Genomic DNA, 17029 nt, shown 5'->3' on the forward strand with positions numbered 1-17029 from the left:
GCTCAGGGTGGAAAGGCGTCCGAATCCCCTCCTCTTCAACGGAACCGGGGGACTCCGCCTTCGGGCCCGATCGGCCGGAGGGAGCGGTTCCTCCGGCCCCGCCCCATCCGGAACGCGGAAGGACCGGGGACGGCCGGGAACCGGCCGGTGCGCCTCCGCTACGGAACGCGGCCGGTCGGCCCGGGGGGGCGAAGGCCCGGAAGCGCATCGAGGCGTCTGCCGGTGCCGGCCCGGAAGGCTTCCCGGACGGCGGCTCCGCGGTGGGCATCGGACGGAACCTCCCCCCCGCTAGCGACCGCACGAGGTTGGGAAGGGAGGCGCGGAGGAGGAACCGGCGGCCGGAACTCCGCCGGGGCGGTCCGACCGGCCGACCCGGCCGGGAGTGCCCGGCATCGGACGGATCCCCCCCGTGGCGCTGGTTCGATGCCGCCCTTCCCGGCCACGCCCGCCCCGGATCCGGGAGGTCCCCCGCGGGAGAAGGCGCGGCCATCGGGTCCGCGCCGGGGAGAGCGCGGTTACGCGCCCGGGTCTCCGGCGGGAGATCGGCCGCCGGGCGGGCGGAACCGGCCGCACCGACCGCCCGGCGAGGCGCCGCTCCGGCCGCGGGGAGCGCAGCGGGCGGACTCGAGTCCGGAGCTGTCCGGTGGTCGGCCCGGGGACCACGCGGCACGGGACGCGCGGCGGCCCGGGCCCCGCCGGCGGCGGCGGTTCGTCCCGCCCCGCGGATGCCCCGCGAAGCGGCACCCCCGAGAAGAGCGAGCAGGCGAGCGAACCGGTCGGCGACCGGCGTGCGCTGCGCTCTGCGGCTCGACCGGCCGGCGTCGATTCCCCGGAACAGCAGCGCACGGACATGCATGGCGCCGATCGCCACAGCAATGACCGTGCCGCGGCGGGACGCTCCGCTCCGCGACCCGCAACGGCCCGCGTTCCGCGGGTTTGGCCCGGAACGCGGTCCGCTGTGGACCGGCAGCGACCCGGCAAACTTTTCCGCCCATCAGGCTTTTTCTTGCCGGGGGGAGTAGAATGCGCCCCTTTTTCGAGCCCGGCCGCGTGCCGTCCTGACACCGCGGCGGAGCGGACTTCCGCGAGGTCACCGTGAGCACCTCGAGATCTGCCGATCTGACCACTCCGACGAGGCTGGTCGACGGCCCGGTGCCCTTTTCGCGCACCGCTGTCGGCAAGAAAGTCCTCATGGCCGTCTCCGGCATCGTGCTCTTCGGCTTCGTGCTGGTGCACATGCTGGGTAACCTCAAGCTCTACCTCGGGCCCGAGGCGCTCAACGCCTACGCCGAGTGGCTCCGGGAGATGGGGCACCCGGTATTGCCGCGCGGTGTCGGCCTGTGGATCGCCCGCCTCGTTCTGATCGCCGCCGTGGCGGTGCACGTCACGACGGCCACCCAGCTGACGCTGCAGAACCTGCGGGCGCGTCCGGCCGGCTACGCCTACAGGAAGGTCGTCCAGGCGACCTATGCCGCCCGGACGATGCGGTGGAGCGGCGTGATCATCCTTCTATTCGTCGTCTACCACCTCCTTCACCTGACGTCCGGCACCCTGCATCCTCAGTTCGATGCCGGCGACGTGTACCACAACGTCGTGGCCGGGTTCCGCGTCTGGTGGGTGGCCGCCGTTTACGTGGCGGCGAATCTCCTGCTGGGCCTGCATCTGTTCCACGGACTGTGGAGCATGTTCCAGACGCTCGGCTGCACGCATCCCAAGTACAACCACTGGCGGCTCTGGTTCGCGCGGGTCTTCGCCGCCGTGATCACCCTGGGCAACGTGTCGTTCCCGCTGGCGGTGCTGCTGGGATTCGTCTCCTGACCCCGTCTGCGAGAGAGGAAGGCCTTGCCATGGAACTCGACCCCAAGATCCCGCCCGGTCCTCTCGAGGACAAGTGGGACAATTTCAAGAACTCCGCCAGGCTGGTGAACCCGGCGAACAAGCGGAAGTTCACTGTCATCGTCGTCGGTACCGGGCTGGCAGGTGCGTCCGCCGCGGCGACGCTGGGCGAGCTGGGGTACAACGTGAAGTGCTTCAGCTTCCACGACAGCCCGAGGCGCGCTCACAGCATTGCCGCCCAGGGAGGCATCAACGCCGCCAAGAACTACCAGAACGACGGGGACAGCGTCTTTCGGCTGTTCTACGACACGATCAAGGGCGGCGACTTCCGCTCCCGCGAGGCCAACGTCTACCGCCTGGCGCAGATCAGCGAGAACATCATCGACCAGTGCGTCGCGCAGGGTGTGCCGTTCGCCCGCGAATACGGCGGTCTTTTGGCCAACCGCTCGTTCGGCGGCGCGCAGGTATCCCGCACCTTCTATGCCCGCGGTCAGACGGGACAGCAGCTTCTGCTGGGTGCCTACCAGGCGCTGTCCCGGCAGATCCGAGCCGGCCAGGTCGAGATGTTCCCGCGTCACGAGATGCTGGACCTCGTGATCGTCGACGGCCACGCGCGCGGGATCGTCACGAGGAACCTGCTGACGGGGGAGATCCGCTCGCACGCGGGACACGCCGTGGTCCTCGCCACGGGCGGCTATGCCAATGTGTTCTTCCTCTCCACCAACGCCAAGAACAGCAACGCCACGGCCATCTGGCGGGCCCACCGTCGCGGTGCCCTGTTCGCCAATCCGTGCTTCACGCAGATCCACCCCACCTGCATCCCGCCGAGCGGCGAGTATCAGTCGAAGCTCACGCTGATGAGCGAGTCGCTCCGGAACGACGGCCGGATCTGGGTACCGAAGCAGCCCGGCGACAAGAGACCTCCAGCCACCATTCCGGAAGAGGAGCGGGACTACTACCTCGAGCGGCGTTACCCCGCGTTCGGCAACCTCGTCCCGCGCGACGTCGCGTCGAGGGCGGCCAAGAAGGTCGTCGACGAGGGCCGGGGCGTCGGGCCGACCGGGATCGGCGTCTATCTCGACTTCGCCGACGCGATCAAGCGGCTCGGCCGGAAGACGATCGAGGAGCGGTACGGCAACCTCTTCGAGATGTACGAGCGGATCACCGGAGAGAATCCCTACGAAACGCCCATGCGCATCTACCCGGCCCCCCACTACACGATGGGCGGGCTGTGGGTGGACTATGAGCTGTCCAGCAACATCCCCGGGCTCTACGTGATCGGCGAGGCCAATTTCTCCGACCACGGCGCCAACCGCCTGGGGGCGAGCGCGCTCATGCAGGGGCTGGCGGACGGCTATTTCGTGCTGCCGAACACGATCTGCAACTATCTCTCCCAGCACCTCGGCGAGACGGTCAGCACGCGGGATCCGGCCTTCGACCGGGCGGAGCGGGAGGTGCGGGATCGAATCGCGCGCCTGCTCTCGATCAACGGCAAGCGCAGCCCCGACTACTTCCATCGAGAGCTGGGGAAGATCGTCTGGGACCACTGTGGAATGGAAAGGAGCCGCGAAAGCCTCGAAGAAGCGCTGCGTCTCATCCCCGCCCTCAGGGACGAGTTCTGGCGGGACGTGAGGGTTCCCGGCTCGGGCGAGGACATCAACCAGTCGCTGGAGAAGGCCGGACGCGTGGCCGACTTCTTCGAGCTGGCGGAACTCATCTGCCGTGACGCGCTCGACCGGGACGAATCGTGCGGCACCCACTTCCGTGTGGAGCACCAGACCGAAGACGGCGAGGCGAAGCGCGACGACGAGCACTATGCGTACGTCGCGGCTTGGGAATATGCCGGCGAGGGACAGGAGCCGCGCCTGCACAAGGAACCGCTGAAGTTCGAGGTCGTGCATTTCGCGCAGCGCAGCTACAAGTGAGCGGGGCGCCGGCGGCCGGCCGGCGCGGGGCCCGCGGCAGGCAGGAGCTTCGAAGATGAGATTGACCCTTCATGTCTGGCGGCAAGCGGGACCGGATGCCCCGGGGAAGATGGTGAAGTACGAAGTCCCGGACGCCAATCCCGACATGTCGTTTCTCGAACTGCTCGACGTCGTCAACGAACGCCTGATCGAGCAGGGTGAGGAGCCGATCGCCTTCGAGCACGACTGCCGCGAGGGGATCTGCGGGAGCTGCGGGGTGATGATCAACGGCCAGGCGCACGGGCCGCTGCCGGGAACCACCACCTGCCAGCTCCATCTCCGCCACTTCAAGGACGGCGACGAAATCTACGTCGAGCCCTGGAGATCGCGGGCCTTCCCGGTGCTGAAGGACCTGATCGTCGACCGGTCGGCGCTGGACCGCATCATTCAGGCCGGGGGCTTCATCTCGGTTCGGACTGGCGAAGCCCCGGAGGCCAACTCGATTCCCGTCCCCAAGGAGGTCGCCGACGAGGCCTTCGACGCCGCGACCTGCATCGGGTGTGGTGCCTGCGTGGCGCAGTGCCCCAACGGTGCCGCCCAGCTCTTCACCTCGGCGAAGATCGCCCATCTCAACATGCTCCCCCAAGGTGCCGTCGAGCGCGACGCACGGGCCCGGCGCATGGTGGAGCAGATGGAGGCCGAGGGTTTCGGGAGCTGCACGAACTACGCCGAGTGCGAGGCGGTCTGCCCGAAGGGGATCAAGATCGACTTCATCGCCCGAATGAACCGCGATTACGTGCGGGCGAAGATCCGCTCGACGGGCGCCTGAGCGGCCGGGCCGGGGGCGAGAGGGGGCGCGGGCGCACTGCTGCCGGGCTCACTCCGGCAGGCGGCCGGCGATGTGGGTCGTGATCCAGCGCTCGTCGAGCCACTCCATCGGATCCACGGCCGTACCCTGGACGAAAAGCCCCAGGTGCAGGTGATCGCCCCCGGCGAGACCGGTGGCGCCGGTCCTTCCGATCACCTGCCCCTTGGCCACCTCCTCGCCCTCCTCGACGGCGATCGAGCTGAGGTGGGCACTCAGGCTCAGCAGCCCGTAGCCGTGATCGAGGACCACGGCGTTGCCGTAGATGCCCAGGTATCCGGCGAAGAGCACCCTCCCCGCGTTCGGCGCCGGGACCTCCGCTCGCCGCACCGAAGCGACGTCGAGCCCGAGGTGCGTCTGCCGGTCGACCTCGCGGCCTCGGTAGAGGTAGGACCTCACCTCCGCGAAGCCGGCCTTGCGCTGCGATCCCGGCAGCTGGAGGAATCTCCCGGACCAGAACCTCCGCGCGGCGGACCGGCGGGAGAGGGCGGCGATCGCGGCGCGGTTCCTGGCTCGGAGATCGCGGTTGATGGCCAGGTATCGGTCGATGAGAGCACCCTCTCCCGATAGCTCGGGTGTCTGCGACTCGATCGCCGGCACCACCCGCGCCAGGAACGAGTCGGTGAGCCGAATGGTGTCGCGGCGCGGGGGATGCGGCACCAGGCGATCGAGGAAAGGGGCCTCGGCCCGGTTGCCGGCGTCGTCTTCGGCGAACAGCCTCACCTCGGCGGCATCGTCCAGGTCCCAGGGGATTCCGTACAGCGCGAAGCGCTCCTCGGGCCCGCCGCCCGGCACCGGGAAGGAGAGGAACTCGGCCGAACCGGCCACGACGCCGGAGCGCACCGCCGTCGCACCGGCCCGGAAGCGGACGACACCCGCACCCCCCTGTCGGGCGTAGTTGCCGCTCGAGAGCAGTTCGAGAGAAGGCGGCCGCAGCCGCACCGGAAGCTGCTGCTCGACGATCACGCTCGAGGTGCGGCGCAGGGGTCCGGTCGCCCGGAGGGCAACGGCGCGAAGGGTGACCGTGCCCTCCTCGAGCCAATCCGGCTGCCCCCGCCCGATCACCGCGGACAGCTCGATCTCGGGCGTGTCACCGGCCGACCAGAACCGCCATGGAGAGGGTGGTACCGCCGCTGTCCGGGAGGCGAGTTCCTCCTCGTGCTCTCCCTGGACCAGCATGAGCGACACGCTGACGAGGCCGCGGCGAGGCTCCCGAAACAGAGCCGACACGCGGGTCGGCGCACCGATCGCCGGCCGCTCCGCGCTCACCACGACCGAGGGGGCGGGGCCCCGGTAGAAGGCACCATAGGCGGCCCAGCCGAAGAGCAGCACTGCCGCGAGGACGGCCACCCGCCGCAGGCGGCCCCGCTTTCCCCTTTCCGTCATCGACTCTCCTTTCCGTGCCCGGGCGGCGGCGCCACGACGCCGCCGGTCAGCCCCGACCATGCCAGCGCCCTCCCGCTCGCGGCAAGTGAAGTGCAACCCGCATGGTGCGTGAGGTGCATCCGCAATGGTGCGTTGGGCCGCCGAACTCGCAGAATGAAGGGAGGTTGCGGCCGCGAGTGGATCGATGACCGGGGATCGGGCCAAAGTGGCCGTCCTACATTGAGTTGCGCGGCGTTTCGCACCATCGAGGAAGCACCTCCCATCGTGCACCCTCGCGTCCCGTTCGCTGGAAGGTGCACCCTCAATGGTGCAAAACGCTCCGCGACCCGGTGACCGATAAAGACTTCGGGCCGGCCTCGCAGCCGCGGAGCCACCGGAGGCCACAACCTCCGAGCGGTCAACGGATTCGGTGCGAAAACGCACCATTAGGGATGCACCCTTCCACTCGCTGAGCACTCGGAAGTTGCTGGCCCGAACGGCCCGATCTTCTCGAACTCGAGGCCAGGTGCCGATCGGCCGGCCCGTTGCGCGGCGTCGCGTCCCGTCAGGGGTGCACCTCACGGCGCGAGCGTCCGCCGCGCGCTCACGGCGCCCCCGGGGCGAGCCGGTCCGGATCGCCGAAATCGACCGGGGGCGGCTCTCCCAGCCGGCCGGCCACTTCCCGCGCCGCCTCCCGCCCCGCGCGGACCGGGTCGGCGGCGGGCTGGGGCTGCGGCTCGGCCGCCCCGGACGACGCCTCCTCCTGTCGGGGGACGAGCCCGCCCGGAACCGAGGCGACATGAACCGTCCGCGTGGGGAAGGCGAAGCCGACCCCGATCCGCTCCGCCAGGCGGATGATATCGACGAGCAACCGGTGGCGTTCCCGCAGCTCCGTGGCCCAGTCCGGCGTCTGGAAGAAGACGTACAGAAGGATATCGAGCGAGGAGGCGGCGAAGTCGTTCAGGTAGACCATGTAGTAGTCCTTCCGCGTGTAGGGGTGGCGCCGGATCAGCTCCCGAATGCCCTCGCAGAAGGCCTCGATCTTCTCCGGTGGGGTGCCGTATTCCACCGAGACGAGAGTCTTGTAGCGGCGGTAACGCCGCGCCCCCATGTTGTCCACCGTTGCGCGGACCAGTTGCGAGTTCGGAACCGTGACGAGCGAGTTGTAGAAGGTGCGGATCCGGGTCGAGCGGAAACCGAGGTCCTCCACCGTTCCCTCGTAGTCCCCGATGCGGATCCAGTCCCCGATTTGAAACGGCCGGTCGATCAGCACCGTGACCGAACCGAACAGATTCTCGACCGTGTCCTTGGCGGCCATGGCGAGGGCGATGCCGCCGATCCCGAGGCCGGCGAGCAGGCTCGTGACGTTGACGTTCAGATTCGAGGCCACGAACACGATGCCGAAGGCGATGACGGCGATCTTGAGGGCGCGGCGGAACAGCGGGACGAGCAGATCGTCCACGCGGGATGCGGTCCCCCTCGCCTTCTCCGCCAGATAGGCGGCAATCACATCAACGAGCCGGTAGGCCGCCCACACGCCGGCGACGGCGATGACGAGGGTCGCCGCGAAGGCGAGTGCAGCCAGCACGTTCGCGGGGAGATCGAGCAGCGGCAGCCCCGCGGACCAGACGAGCGCCATGACCAGCACGCCGAGCGGGATGACGAAGCCGCTCCGGATGTCGAGCCCGACCCTGGCGCCGGCCTCGCCGAGCCAGCGGTCGAGGATGCGCGCGAGCAGCAGCCGGCTGAGGCGGTCCGCCAGCACGCCGAGAATGGCCAGCAACACCAAACCCAGCCATTGCCAGTTCTCCAGCAAGAAACCGGTCCTCAGGAAGCTCCGGGGGAGCCGCGCCCGCACCCAGTCCGCGAACGCGTTCGCCGGCCCGGCGCCCGACAGGCCGGCCACGAACGGCTTGTCCTTCACCGAAGCGAGGAGCGACGGCACGGAGGAGACCGTCTCCGGCGAGAACAGCCAGCGGCCGTCCTCCATTCGCACGAACGAGATCTCGCCCTCGGCCACGAGGCGGTAGAGGTAGCGGTCCCCTTCCGGGCGCTCGGGGATCCGGGCGAGATCCACGAGTTCCGTCTTGTCGAGATAGGTCTTGAGGTCGCGCGCCAGACGCCGCGCGGCGGCGCGCCCCATCAGCGGGTGTCCCGAAAGATCGAAGCAGGCCGCGGCGTCGTCGAGCCGATCCGTCTCGCCCCGCGCCGCATCATTGACCGCATCGAGGAAGGTCCGCATGGTGGCCCGCGGCGACGAGAGGTCGAGCGGGGTCACGCCCGCTGCGGCGGGCAGAACCGCCGCCAGCAGGCAGGCGGCCGTGACGAGTCCTCGGAACGGGTCAACTCCTGGCCGTCGGAAGGAGATGTCTGTCGGGTTCACCGGCATTCCTCCGTGGTCACGGAACGGCCGCCGCTCCGTTGCGCCGCGTGTCGGCGACGGCGGTGACGCCGCCGCCCGGCGAGATTTCCACCGCCTGGACGGACCCCAGCGAGTCTCGCTCCCGCACGGTGTACCCGAGGCGGCGGAGCCCGCCGAGCGTCCCCTCCGGAAGCGGCCGCCCCTTCTCCGTGTAGACCGGATCTTCATCGCCGGGCGGCGGGGGCCACTGGTGATGGAACCGCGGAGCCTCCACCGCCTCCGGCAGGGAAAGGCCGTAGTCGATCCTGCCGGTCAAGACGTGGAAGACGGTGGTGAAGATCGTCGAGCCGCCCGGCGAGCCGAGGACGAGCCAGGGGCGCCCGTTTCTCGTCACGATCGTCGGCGTCATCGACGAAACCATCCGCTTGTCCGGCTCGATCTTGTTGGCCTCGCCCCCTGTGACGCCGTAGAGGTTCGGCACCCCCGGCTTGGCCGAGAAGTCGTCCATTTCGTCGTTCAGCAGGAACCCGGCGCCGTCGACCACGATTCCGCTCCCATAGGCGGCGTTCAACGTGACCGTATTGGCGACCGCCATTCCGGTGGCGTCGACGATGCTGAAGTGCGCGGTGTCGCCGCCGACGGGCTCCGGCGCGACCTCGCCGGGGAGAACGCTCCCGGGGTCGGTGCGCCCGTCCAGGCGGATCGAGCGCGCTCTCCGCTCGAGGTAGTCGGGATCCAGCAATGCCCCGACGGGGACCGGGTAGAAGCCGGGATCCCCGATGTACCGCGAGCGGTCGGCGAAGACCCTCTTCGCGATCTCCGCCACCAGGTGCACGTGCTCGGTGGAGAGCCGCTCGGGGAGCTGGAACCGCTCGAAAAGGCCGAGCATCTGGAGCAGGGCCACGCCGCCGGAGGAAGGGGGCGGCATCGAGTGCACGGTCACGCCCCGGTACGAGCCCGAGACCGGTTCGCGCCAGACCGCGCGATAGCGCCGGAGGTCTTCCCCGGTGATCAACCCTCCGCCTCGCCGCATCTCCCGGACGATGGCGGTAGCGGTCGGGCCCTCGTAGAAACCCGCCGGACCGCGTTCGGCGATCCTCCGGAGGGTCCGGCCGAGTTCCGGCTGCCGGAACCAGCGGCCGGGGCCGAGCGCGAAGTGCTCCGGAAAGTCGATCCACCGCCGCAGTCGCTCCGGCAGGACGGCCAATCGTTTCCGCTGGCGGCTCATCGAGCGCACCGTCCACTCGTCGACCGGGAACCCTTCCTCTGCCAGACGGATCGCGGGCTCGAGCAGGGCCCGCCATTTCATCGAGCCGAAGCGGCGGTGGAGTTCCCAGGTGCCACGGACCGTCCCGGGAACGCCGGCGCTCAGGTGGCTGTAAAGGCTCAAGCCGGGAACGACCTCTCCGTCGGGACCGAGGAACATTCCCTCCGTGGCGCCCGCGGGCGCGACCTCCCGGTAGTCGAGCGCGAACGCCCTCCCTGCACCGGGATCCCACACGAGCGCGAACCCGCCCCCGCCGATCGGCGAGGCCAGCGGATAGGTCACCGACAACGCGAACTGCACGGCCACCGCCGCGTCCACGGCGTTGCCTCCGCGCCGGAGCACGTCGGCGCCGACCCTGGCGGCGAGGGGCTCGGGGGCCGCGACGGCGCCGGAGTGCCCCGCCGCGACGCGCCGGTGCGGAACGGCCGGCGCATGGCTGGCCGGCGGCTGCGTGGCGAGACAGCCCGGAAGGGCGAGAATCGCGAGCAACGCGAGGCAACGGCGCGGCATGGGATGGCTCCACGTCCCCGGCGCTTGGGCCACCGGGCGCGAGGGGGGATTATGAACGACCCGAGCCGGGGGGACCGGCCGCCGGAGGTGGGGCGGGATGACCGTGGAAGATGTGGTCCGCGCTCTGGCCGGCAGGCTCCCGCCCGGCGCCGGGTCCGCCGGCGCTCACCTCCACATGGCCCCCTCGCCCCGGCCGGGGTGGAAGCCCGGTTGCGTGCCCCCGTCCGCCCGGCCCGCCGCCGGGGTGGTGCTGGTCTACCCGCGCGGAGCCCGGGCGCACGTCCTCTTGACGCTTCGGACCGGTCGGGTGCGCTTTCACCGGGGACAGGTGAGCCTGCCCGGAGGCGCGGTCGATCCCGGCGAGAAGCTTCTCGATGCCGCCCTGCGCGAGATGGAGGAGGAGGTCGGCGTCCCCCGGGACCGAGTCCGGGTGCTGGGCCCCCTTTCGCCCCTCCATATCCCGGTCAGCCGCTTCGCTCTGCATCCCTTCGTCGCGGTTCACCCGGAAGAGCCGACCTTCGTCGCCAGACCCACCGAGGTGGCGCGCCTGCTGGAGGTGCCCCTTCAGGTGCTGGCCGACCCCACCACGCGCCGGCGAGAGTCGCGCCGGATCGGGGGCCGGATGTTCGAGGTCCCCTTCTTCGCGGTGTGCGGCGAGAAGATCTGGGGCGCCACCGCGATGGTCCTCGCCGAGTTCCTGGCTTTGCTCGACCCAGGGAGGAGCGGAGGATGAGCGGGTCCCCGCGCCTCCGTGCTGCGAAGACCGGCGTCTCCGGGTGCGGGACACCTGCCTCCGGCCTTCGACCGGAGTGAGGTGCATCCCCAATGGTGCGTCGGGCCGCCGAACTCGCTGGATGATGGGAGGTTCCGGTCTCGAGCGGATCGATGACCGGGGATCGGGCCAAAGTGTCCGTCGTCCATCGAGTTGCGCGCCGTTTCGCACCATCGAGGAAGCACCTCCCGTTTGCTGGCACCGTCCCGGCCCTCGGCTTCGGGAAAGACCATGGTTCGGCGCGGCTCCCCCGGGGCTTTCCGGCGTGACGCCCTTCAGAGGCGGCGCGCTCCCGCACGGGAAAACTCCGGCGGGTCGGCTCGTTCGTTTCCGCATGGTGCGAGCGGGACATCGGGCCGCGGGGGGAAGGTGCACCCCTGATGGTGCGCTACGCCGGCCAACTTCATGAACCATCGGCACTTGTTCAGCAGCCGGCGCGCCGCGCTCGGCGCCGGACGCCAACGCCCCCGCGCCCGGCGACTCGGATCCGAAAACGCACCGCCGGGGACGCACCTCCGGGCCGACGCCTGCGCGGTGCGCGAGGCCGACGCCCGGATCGTCGCGAACGACCCTCGTTTTCGCCGAGCGGCGCCGGCGACGGAGAACGGCCGTGCCGGCGGGTCGCCGGATCGCCGGCGCGGGCTTCGGTTCGCGGCAAGCGGCGCCCGGAGCGTCTTCGGGCATAATCGCGGGCGAGAGGGCCACGGGCTCTCCGCACCCCGGGGAACGAAGGATGGACCACGACGCCATACGGGAGCGGTTCGTTCCTTTCGCCGAGAGGATGAGGGCCGCCGGGCTCCCGGAGCTCGCCATCAAGATCTTCCAGAGGCACTACGAGCGTCTTCTGTCCGGGGAACGCGGCTTCATACCCGAGCAGGAGATCCGGCCGGTCTCCGAGCTTCCCGACGCCGAAGCGCTCGGAGACGCCGAAGCCGATGCCGGGCGAGAGGTCCTTCCTCGCACGGTCACGATCAAGCTGAACGGAGGGCTGGGAACGTCGATGGGGCTCGAGCGCGCGAAGTCGCTGCTTCGGGTCAAGGGGGAGCTGACCTTTCTCGACATCATCGCCAGGCAGGCGCTGTCAGCCGGCTACGCCCTGCTCCTGATGAACAGCCCCCACACCAGGGGGGATTCTCTCGAGTCGCTGGCGCGATACCGCGGGCTCGTGCGCCACGGCCTGCCGCTGGACTTCCAGCAACACGTCGTCCCGAAAGTCGCCGTCGACGACCTGTCGCCCGTCCGCTGGCCTTCCGACCCGCGTCTCGAGTGGTGCCCGCCGGGACACGGCGACATCTACGCCGCCCTGCAGACTTCGGGGGTTCTGGAGAAGCTCCTCGCCGCCGGGATCGAGTACGCCTGCGTCTCCAACGCCGACAATCTGGGCGCGACGATCGACCCCGCGATCCTGGGTTACTTCCGCAACAGCGGGCTGACGATGCTCCTGGAGGCGGCCGACCGGACCGAGTCGGATCAGAAGGGGGGCCACCTCGCGGTCGGCCGGGACGGGCGGTTGCTGCTCCGCGAGATCGCGCAGTGTCCCCCCGAGGATCTGCCGCACCACAGGGATCACCGCCGCCACCGCTTCTTCGGCACGAACACCATCTGGCTGCACCTCCCATCGCTCCGTGACGAACTGGCGTCGCGAGGGGGCGTGCTCGAGCTTCCCCTCATCTGCAACCGCAAGACCGTCGACCCGAGGGATCCCTCTTCGACGCCCGTCTACCAGCTCGAAACGGCGATGGGTACCGCCATCTCCGTATTTCGGAAGACCGGCGCCATTCGGGTCCCGCGATCCCGCTTCGCGCCGGTCAAGACGACGAACGACCTGCTCGGCGTCCGCTCGGATGCGTACGAGCTGACATGCGACTTCCGGGTGGTGCTGGCCCCGACCCGCGACGCCCCGCCCTTCATCGATCTCGACCCGGCGCACTACAAGATGATCGACCAGCTCGAGAGCCGGTTCCCCTGCGGGGAGCCGTCCCTGATCGAGTGCGAGCGGCTGCGCGTGCTGGGCGATGTCCGCTTCGGCCGCGGCGTGCGCCTTCGCGGCAGCGTCACGATCCGTGCCGAAGGCGGCGCGCCGGGCTTCGTCCCGGACGGAGCGCTCATCGAGGGGGACTACGTCTGCGCCGTGTGACTCCCCGGGCCCTCGTCCTCCCCCTCCACAGGGATCTTCTCCGCCCGTCTCCGGGCTTTCCGTCCCTCCAACCCCGCGATACGGCTGTCGATGAGCGCGCGCGCCGCCCGGAGCAACTCCAGCCGGGCCGCGGTGAGATGCCCGCGGACCTCGGGCGGGAGCAAGGCACTGCACCACGCCAACGGATCGACCTCTCCTCCGCCGCGGCAGGTCTCCTCTCCATCGTTGCCGCCGCACGAACAGCATCCCTCTTCCGGCAAGAGAACGAACGGCAGCGGAAAGAGCCACAGCCCGAGTTTCACCCGCGGTCCTCGTGTCTCACTCATCGGCCTTGGCCTCCTCGAAGGTCACCGTCACCGTGCCACCCGAGACCTTCGCACCCACCGGCCGGGCCGCGGCGAAGCGGCGTGGCAGCGTGACATGCTTTCGGAAACCGCCGACATCCAGAACGAGTTCGTGATCGACCTTCGTGATGTCCACGTCCTCCTTGCTGGCAAAAGGCACGCGAACGACGAGCTCCAACCGATCGCCCTCGGCTCGGTAGCGAAGCGGCATGTCCTGGAAATGTACAGCGAGCGGGTCGATGTCCCCGTACAGGCGCGCGGCGAGACGGCGCAGGCCGTCGATGCCGACGACCTCTCCCTCCATCATCTCGACCGTCCAGACCGGGACGGGAGCGAAAAGCTCCCGGATCTCGTCCAGATGTCGGCGCTGCTGCTCCCTCCAGAGATCGAAGAACTTCCCTCCCGCGGCGTGTGGGATCATCTTGTTCACGATGACCGCGTCCGTGAGCAGTCCGTAGAGCGAGAAGTAGGCGAAGGCCCGCTGCGTCTCCTTCACGACCATCTTCTCGGGCAGCGTCACCAGGCGTACCGTGGTGACGCGCGGGTCCTGGATGATCCGCTCCACGCCGGCCAACTGCTTTCCCAGCCTCTCGATCGCGGCGAAGTAGTCGTCCTCGGGCAGCGGCAAGCTCCGATCGACCGCCTTCATCACCGGACGCGCCGCGCGGAAGAGCAGCCGCTCCGCCCGGAAGATCCGCCGCATGTACCAGTCGAGGGCAGTCGGCACCGATATGAACCGAAGCGACTCCCCCGTAGGGGCACAGTCGAGGATGAGAACATCGAACGCGGATTCCCGGTAATACTGGTTGATGTAGAGGAGGAGCGAGACCTCTTCCATACCGGGAAGGATCGCCAACTCGTCGGCCACGACGCCATCGAGGCCGGTCGTGGCGAACAGCAGCGACAGGTAGCTGTAGATCTCGTTCCACCAGCGCTCGATCTCCCGCTGGACGTCCAGTTCCTGGATGAAGAGTCGCGGAGCGACCTGATAGGGCCGGCCACCCTTCCTGTCGAGAAGCCGGCGCTCGACATCGAAGGCGTCCGCCACGCTGTGCGCGCTGTCCAGGGAGAGAACGAGAGTGCGCTTGCCGGACTCGGCTGCCCGGACGCCCGTGGCGCAGCTGATCGACGTCTTACCGACGCCACCTTTTCCGGTGTAGAAGACGACTCGCATTGCTGCCGTCCCGCAGCGGGCCCGGGGGCCGGCGCCATCGACCTGACGCCATGGTAAGACGGGACCCCGGCCCCGGCAATCGGCGCGCTCCGTGCGGGGTCACGGTCGTGCCGAGCCCGGAACGCCCTTGACAGGCGAGCGACTTTCCGGGGACGGCCCGGCGGTGTAAACTACACGTGCGCCCCTGGTCCCGGGCGCGCGGGAGCACATCCTCCTCGCAGGCCCGCGCGAGCTCACGTTCCTCTGCCGAGGTCGGGATGGCGGAGGGACGCGGTTCGAGGCGGTTCGTCCCAGGCTCCCGCAACCTCTCCGGCTCTCCGCGTGGTCCTTTTGCACCATCGCGTCGGACGTGCGTCCTTCCCTCCGGCTGCGCCGCCCGCCCTCCGCCTTCCGGCACCGGACCTTTCGAGGAGACACGGCCTGCTGACCATCATGGGAGGACTCACCGATGGAACGTCCGATGATCAAGATCATCGTGCTGACCGCCGCGGCCGTACTCGCCTGCGGCGCGGTTCTGGCGGAGGGCGACTACTTCGGCGCGGAGTTCTGCGCCGAGTGCCATCCCCAGCAATACAACGACTGGAAGGTGTCGGGGCACCCGTACAAGCTCCGGTCGTCCGAGATCGCCCGCAACCTCCCGCTCCCGTTGCCCGAGGGCTACACGTGGGACGACATCAGCTACGTCATCGGAGGACACGGGTGGAAAGCGCGTTACATGGACCGTGACGGCTACATCATCACGTCGATCAAGACGCCGGATGGGGAGGTGCCTGGACACAACCAGTACAACCTCGCCACTGGCCGGTGGGTGGACTATCACCCCGGCGAAGTGAAGCCGTATGACTGCGGGCGTTGCCACACGACCGGATTCGACCCCGAGGGGCACCAGGACGGCCTCGAGGGGATCATCGGAACCTGGGCGCTGCCCGGGATCCAGTGCGAGGCGTGCCACGGCCCGGGCTACGAAATGGCGGTTGACCGCTCCGCGGCGATGTGCGGTCAGTGCCACAGCCGCGGCGATCTGGACACCATTCCGGCCAAAGGCGGGTTCATCCGCCATCACGAGCAGTACAACGAGCTACTGGCGAGTCCGCACGCCGGCTTCGGCTGCGTGACGTGCCACGATCCGCACAAGAAGGCGGAGTTCTCGATCGTGAAGGACTGCGCCACGTGCCACGAGGAGGAGGCGGCCGACTACGAGGGCACCCGAATGCAGATCGCCGGCGTGACCTGCACCGACTGCCACATGCCCGCGGCGAGCAAATCGGCCGAGGCCCTCGGGCCCCATGCCGGCGACGTCAAGACGCACCTGTTCCGTATCAACACGGACGCGAACGCTTCGATGTTCACCGAGGACGGCGCGTTCGTGAAGCTCGACGAAAACGGACAGGGAGCGGTGACGATCGACTTCGCCTGCATGAACTGCCACCGGGGTGTCGACCCGGAGGTGCTGGCGAGGGAAGCCGAGAACTTCCACCAGCGCCCGCACCGGGTTCTCGCGCTGGTTCCCTGAGCGTCCTCCCGGGCCGGACGTCGGTCCCGCGTCCGGCTCACCCGGGCGGGGGGGCGGCTCCGCCGCTCCCTCGCCCTTCCGGTTCGGTCCGCCACGGAGCGGGGTGTGCGTCGCCGCGGTCTCCGACGAAGCGCGGTCCATCCCGGCCGAAAACACCGGATTCGAGGCCGCCCCGCCGCTCAGGGGCTCAACCGCCGCCGCCGCCAGCCCGGGCCGTCCCGTTCGAAGAGCAGCCGGTCGTGCAGCCGGTTCGCGCGGCCCTGCCAGAACTCGATCCTGGCCGGTGCCAGGCGAAACCCGCCCCAAAAGGGCGGGAGCGGAACGTCCTTCCCGCGAAACCGGGCCTCGAATTCTGCAAACCGCTCCTCCAGTTCGCGGCGTGACGCCAGCTCCGCGCTCTGCCGCGACGCCCAGGCTCCGATGCGGCTGCCGCGAGGACGCGTCTTGAAATAGGCGTAGGACTCTTCTGGAGTCAGCCGGCTGACGGTCCCCTCGGCCCGCACCTGGCGCTGGAGCGCCGCCCAGTGCAGGACGATCGCGGCGCGGGGGTTTGCGCGGAGTTCACGTCCCTTCCGGCTCTCGTAGTTCGTGTAGAACACGAAGCCGCGCTCGTCGGCCGCCTTGAGAAGCATCATCCTTACCGATGGACGACCGTCGGGGGTAGCGGTTGCCAGCCCCATCGCTTCCGGCAACAAGAGCCCCGCCCGCCGCGCATCGTCGAACCATCGGCGGAACAGGGCGATCGGATCGTCCCCCGCCGCCTCCTCGCTGAGACCCCCGATCACCCCGCGGCCGAGCGTGGCCAGGGCCCGCAAGCGCGCGATCCACGACATGGGCGCAGGGTGCCCGAGGCGCGCGGCGACTGTCAACCGATCTGAGGTGCTTCCCCGATGGTGCGCTGCCGCGCCGGCGGGGCGCAGGTGCGGCCTGTTCCATGCCACCTCCCGCATCCGGGACGCGCGCGCCGATCGGCCCTTCCC

At 69.6% G+C, this 17029-nt stretch carries 13 protein-coding genes; 6 read left to right on the plus strand and 7 right to left on the minus strand.

Annotation, left to right across the window (positions count from 1 at the left end):
• A partial coding sequence (locus D6718_01910) for a hypothetical protein (protein ID RMG48378.1) occupies window positions 1–871 on the minus strand: 871 nt, incomplete at its 3' end.
• Window positions 872–1191: 320 nt separating this feature from the next.
• Between D6718_01910 and D6718_01915 the strand changes: the two genes are divergently transcribed.
• Genes D6718_01915 through D6718_01925 form a run of 3 tightly spaced genes read left to right on the plus strand, consistent with a single transcriptional unit; the run spans window position 1192 to window position 4569 of the window.
• Window positions 1192–1818, plus strand: coding sequence for a succinate dehydrogenase (locus D6718_01915; GenBank protein ID RMG48389.1), 627 nt, complete (start codon window positions 1192–1194; stop codon window positions 1816–1818).
• 29 nt (window positions 1819–1847) lie between these two features.
• A complete protein-coding gene (locus D6718_01920; protein ID RMG48379.1) occupies window positions 1848–3761 on the plus strand; it encodes a fumarate reductase/succinate dehydrogenase flavoprotein subunit in 1914 nt (637 codons plus the stop codon).
• A 55-nt stretch (window positions 3762–3816) separates the two neighbouring features.
• Complete coding sequence (locus D6718_01925; GenBank protein ID RMG48380.1) at window positions 3817–4569, plus strand: succinate dehydrogenase/fumarate reductase iron-sulfur subunit; 753 nt, start codon at window positions 3817–3819, stop codon at window positions 4567–4569.
• 48 nt (window positions 4570–4617) lie between these two features.
• Here the strand turns inward: D6718_01925 and D6718_01930 are convergent, their stop codons facing one another.
• From D6718_01930 to ggt, 3 genes are all read right to left on the minus strand, one after another.
• Window positions 4618–6417, minus strand: a complete 1800-nt coding sequence (locus D6718_01930) for a M23 family metallopeptidase (protein RMG48381.1) — start codon at window positions 6415–6417, stop codon at window positions 4618–4620.
• 157 nt (window positions 6418–6574) lie between these two features.
• On the minus strand, window positions 6575–8359 hold the full coding sequence (locus D6718_01935; GenBank protein RMG48382.1) for a mechanosensitive ion channel family protein: 1785 nt from the start codon (window positions 8357–8359) through the stop codon (window positions 6575–6577).
• 10 nt (window positions 8360–8369) lie between these two features.
• Entirely contained in the window at window positions 8370–10109 is a 1740-nt protein-coding gene (gene ggt, locus D6718_01940; GenBank protein RMG48383.1) for a gamma-glutamyltransferase, read from the minus strand.
• Window positions 10110–10206: 97 nt separating this feature from the next.
• Here ggt and D6718_01945 point away from each other — a divergent pair, with 97 nt between their 5' ends.
• Together D6718_01945 and D6718_01950 are read left to right on the plus strand one after the other, a co-directional pair.
• Window positions 10207–10842, plus strand: coding sequence for a CoA pyrophosphatase (locus D6718_01945; GenBank protein RMG48384.1), 636 nt, complete (start codon window positions 10207–10209; stop codon window positions 10840–10842).
• Window positions 10843–11662: 820 nt separating this feature from the next.
• Window positions 11663–13018, plus strand: a complete 1356-nt coding sequence (locus tag D6718_01950; GenBank protein RMG48390.1) for a UTP--glucose-1-phosphate uridylyltransferase — start codon at window positions 11663–11665, stop codon at window positions 13016–13018.
• Here D6718_01950 and D6718_01955 read toward each other — a convergent pair.
• Together D6718_01955 and D6718_01960 are read right to left on the minus strand one after the other, a co-directional pair.
• Window positions 13000–13320 carry a hypothetical protein gene (locus D6718_01955; protein ID RMG48385.1) on the minus strand — a complete coding sequence of 107 codons (321 nt, stop codon included), beginning with the start codon at window positions 13318–13320 and terminating at the stop codon, window positions 13000–13002. The genes D6718_01950 and D6718_01955 overlap by 19 nt on opposite strands.
• Window positions 13321–13336: 16 nt before the next feature.
• Window positions 13337–14536, minus strand: coding sequence for an ArsA family ATPase (locus D6718_01960; GenBank protein RMG48386.1), 1200 nt, complete (start codon window positions 14534–14536; stop codon window positions 13337–13339).
• Between the two features lie 448 nt (window positions 14537–14984).
• Between D6718_01960 and D6718_01965 the strand changes: the two genes are divergently transcribed.
• Window positions 14985–16049 (plus strand): hypothetical protein, encoded by a 1065-nt coding sequence (locus tag D6718_01965; GenBank protein RMG48387.1) that lies wholly within the window; start codon window positions 14985–14987, stop codon window positions 16047–16049.
• Between the two features lie 179 nt (window positions 16050–16228).
• On the opposite strand, the gene pdxH is transcribed toward D6718_01965, so the two are convergent.
• A complete protein-coding gene (gene pdxH / locus D6718_01970) occupies window positions 16229–16882 on the minus strand; it encodes a pyridoxamine 5'-phosphate oxidase (protein ID RMG48388.1) in 654 nt (217 codons plus the stop codon).
• Window positions 16883–17029: the final 147 nt, after the last annotated feature.

Source organism: Acidobacteriota bacterium (assembly GCA_003696075.1).
Lineage (GTDB): Bacteria > Acidobacteriota > Polarisedimenticolia > J045 > J045 > J045.

What these genes read in the sequence shown, in the direction of transcription:
- D6718_01915 (RMG48389.1), top strand. Translation starts at nt 1,192, where the DNA reads ATGGCCGTCTCCGGCATCGTGCTCTTCGGCTTCGTGCTGGTGCACATG.
- D6718_01920 (RMG48379.1), top strand. Translation starts at nt 1,848, where the DNA reads ATGGAACTCGACCCCAAGATCCCGCCCGGTCCTCTCGAGGACAAGTGG.
- D6718_01925 (RMG48380.1), top strand. Translation starts at nt 3,817, where the DNA reads ATGAGATTGACCCTTCATGTCTGGCGGCAAGCGGGACCGGATGCCCCG.
- D6718_01930 (RMG48381.1), bottom strand. Translation starts at nt 6,417, where the DNA reads ATGGTGCGTTTTCGCACCGAATCCGTTGACCGCTCGGAGGTTGTGGCC.
- D6718_01935 (RMG48382.1), bottom strand. Translation starts at nt 8,359, where the DNA reads ATGCCGGTGAACCCGACAGACATCTCCTTCCGACGGCCAGGAGTTGAC.
- ggt (RMG48383.1), bottom strand. Translation starts at nt 10,109, where the DNA reads ATGCCGCGCCGTTGCCTCGCGTTGCTCGCGATTCTCGCCCTTCCGGGC.
- D6718_01945 (RMG48384.1), top strand. Translation starts at nt 10,207, where the DNA reads ATGACCGTGGAAGATGTGGTCCGCGCTCTGGCCGGCAGGCTCCCGCCC.
- D6718_01950 (RMG48390.1), top strand. Translation starts at nt 11,663, where the DNA reads ATGAGGGCCGCCGGGCTCCCGGAGCTCGCCATCAAGATCTTCCAGAGG.
- D6718_01960 (RMG48386.1), bottom strand. Translation starts at nt 14,536, where the DNA reads ATGCGAGTCGTCTTCTACACCGGAAAAGGTGGCGTCGGTAAGACGTCG.
- D6718_01965 (RMG48387.1), top strand. Translation starts at nt 14,985, where the DNA reads ATGGAACGTCCGATGATCAAGATCATCGTGCTGACCGCCGCGGCCGTA.
- pdxH (RMG48388.1), bottom strand. Translation starts at nt 16,882, where the DNA reads ATGTCGTGGATCGCGCGCTTGCGGGCCCTGGCCACGCTCGGCCGCGGG.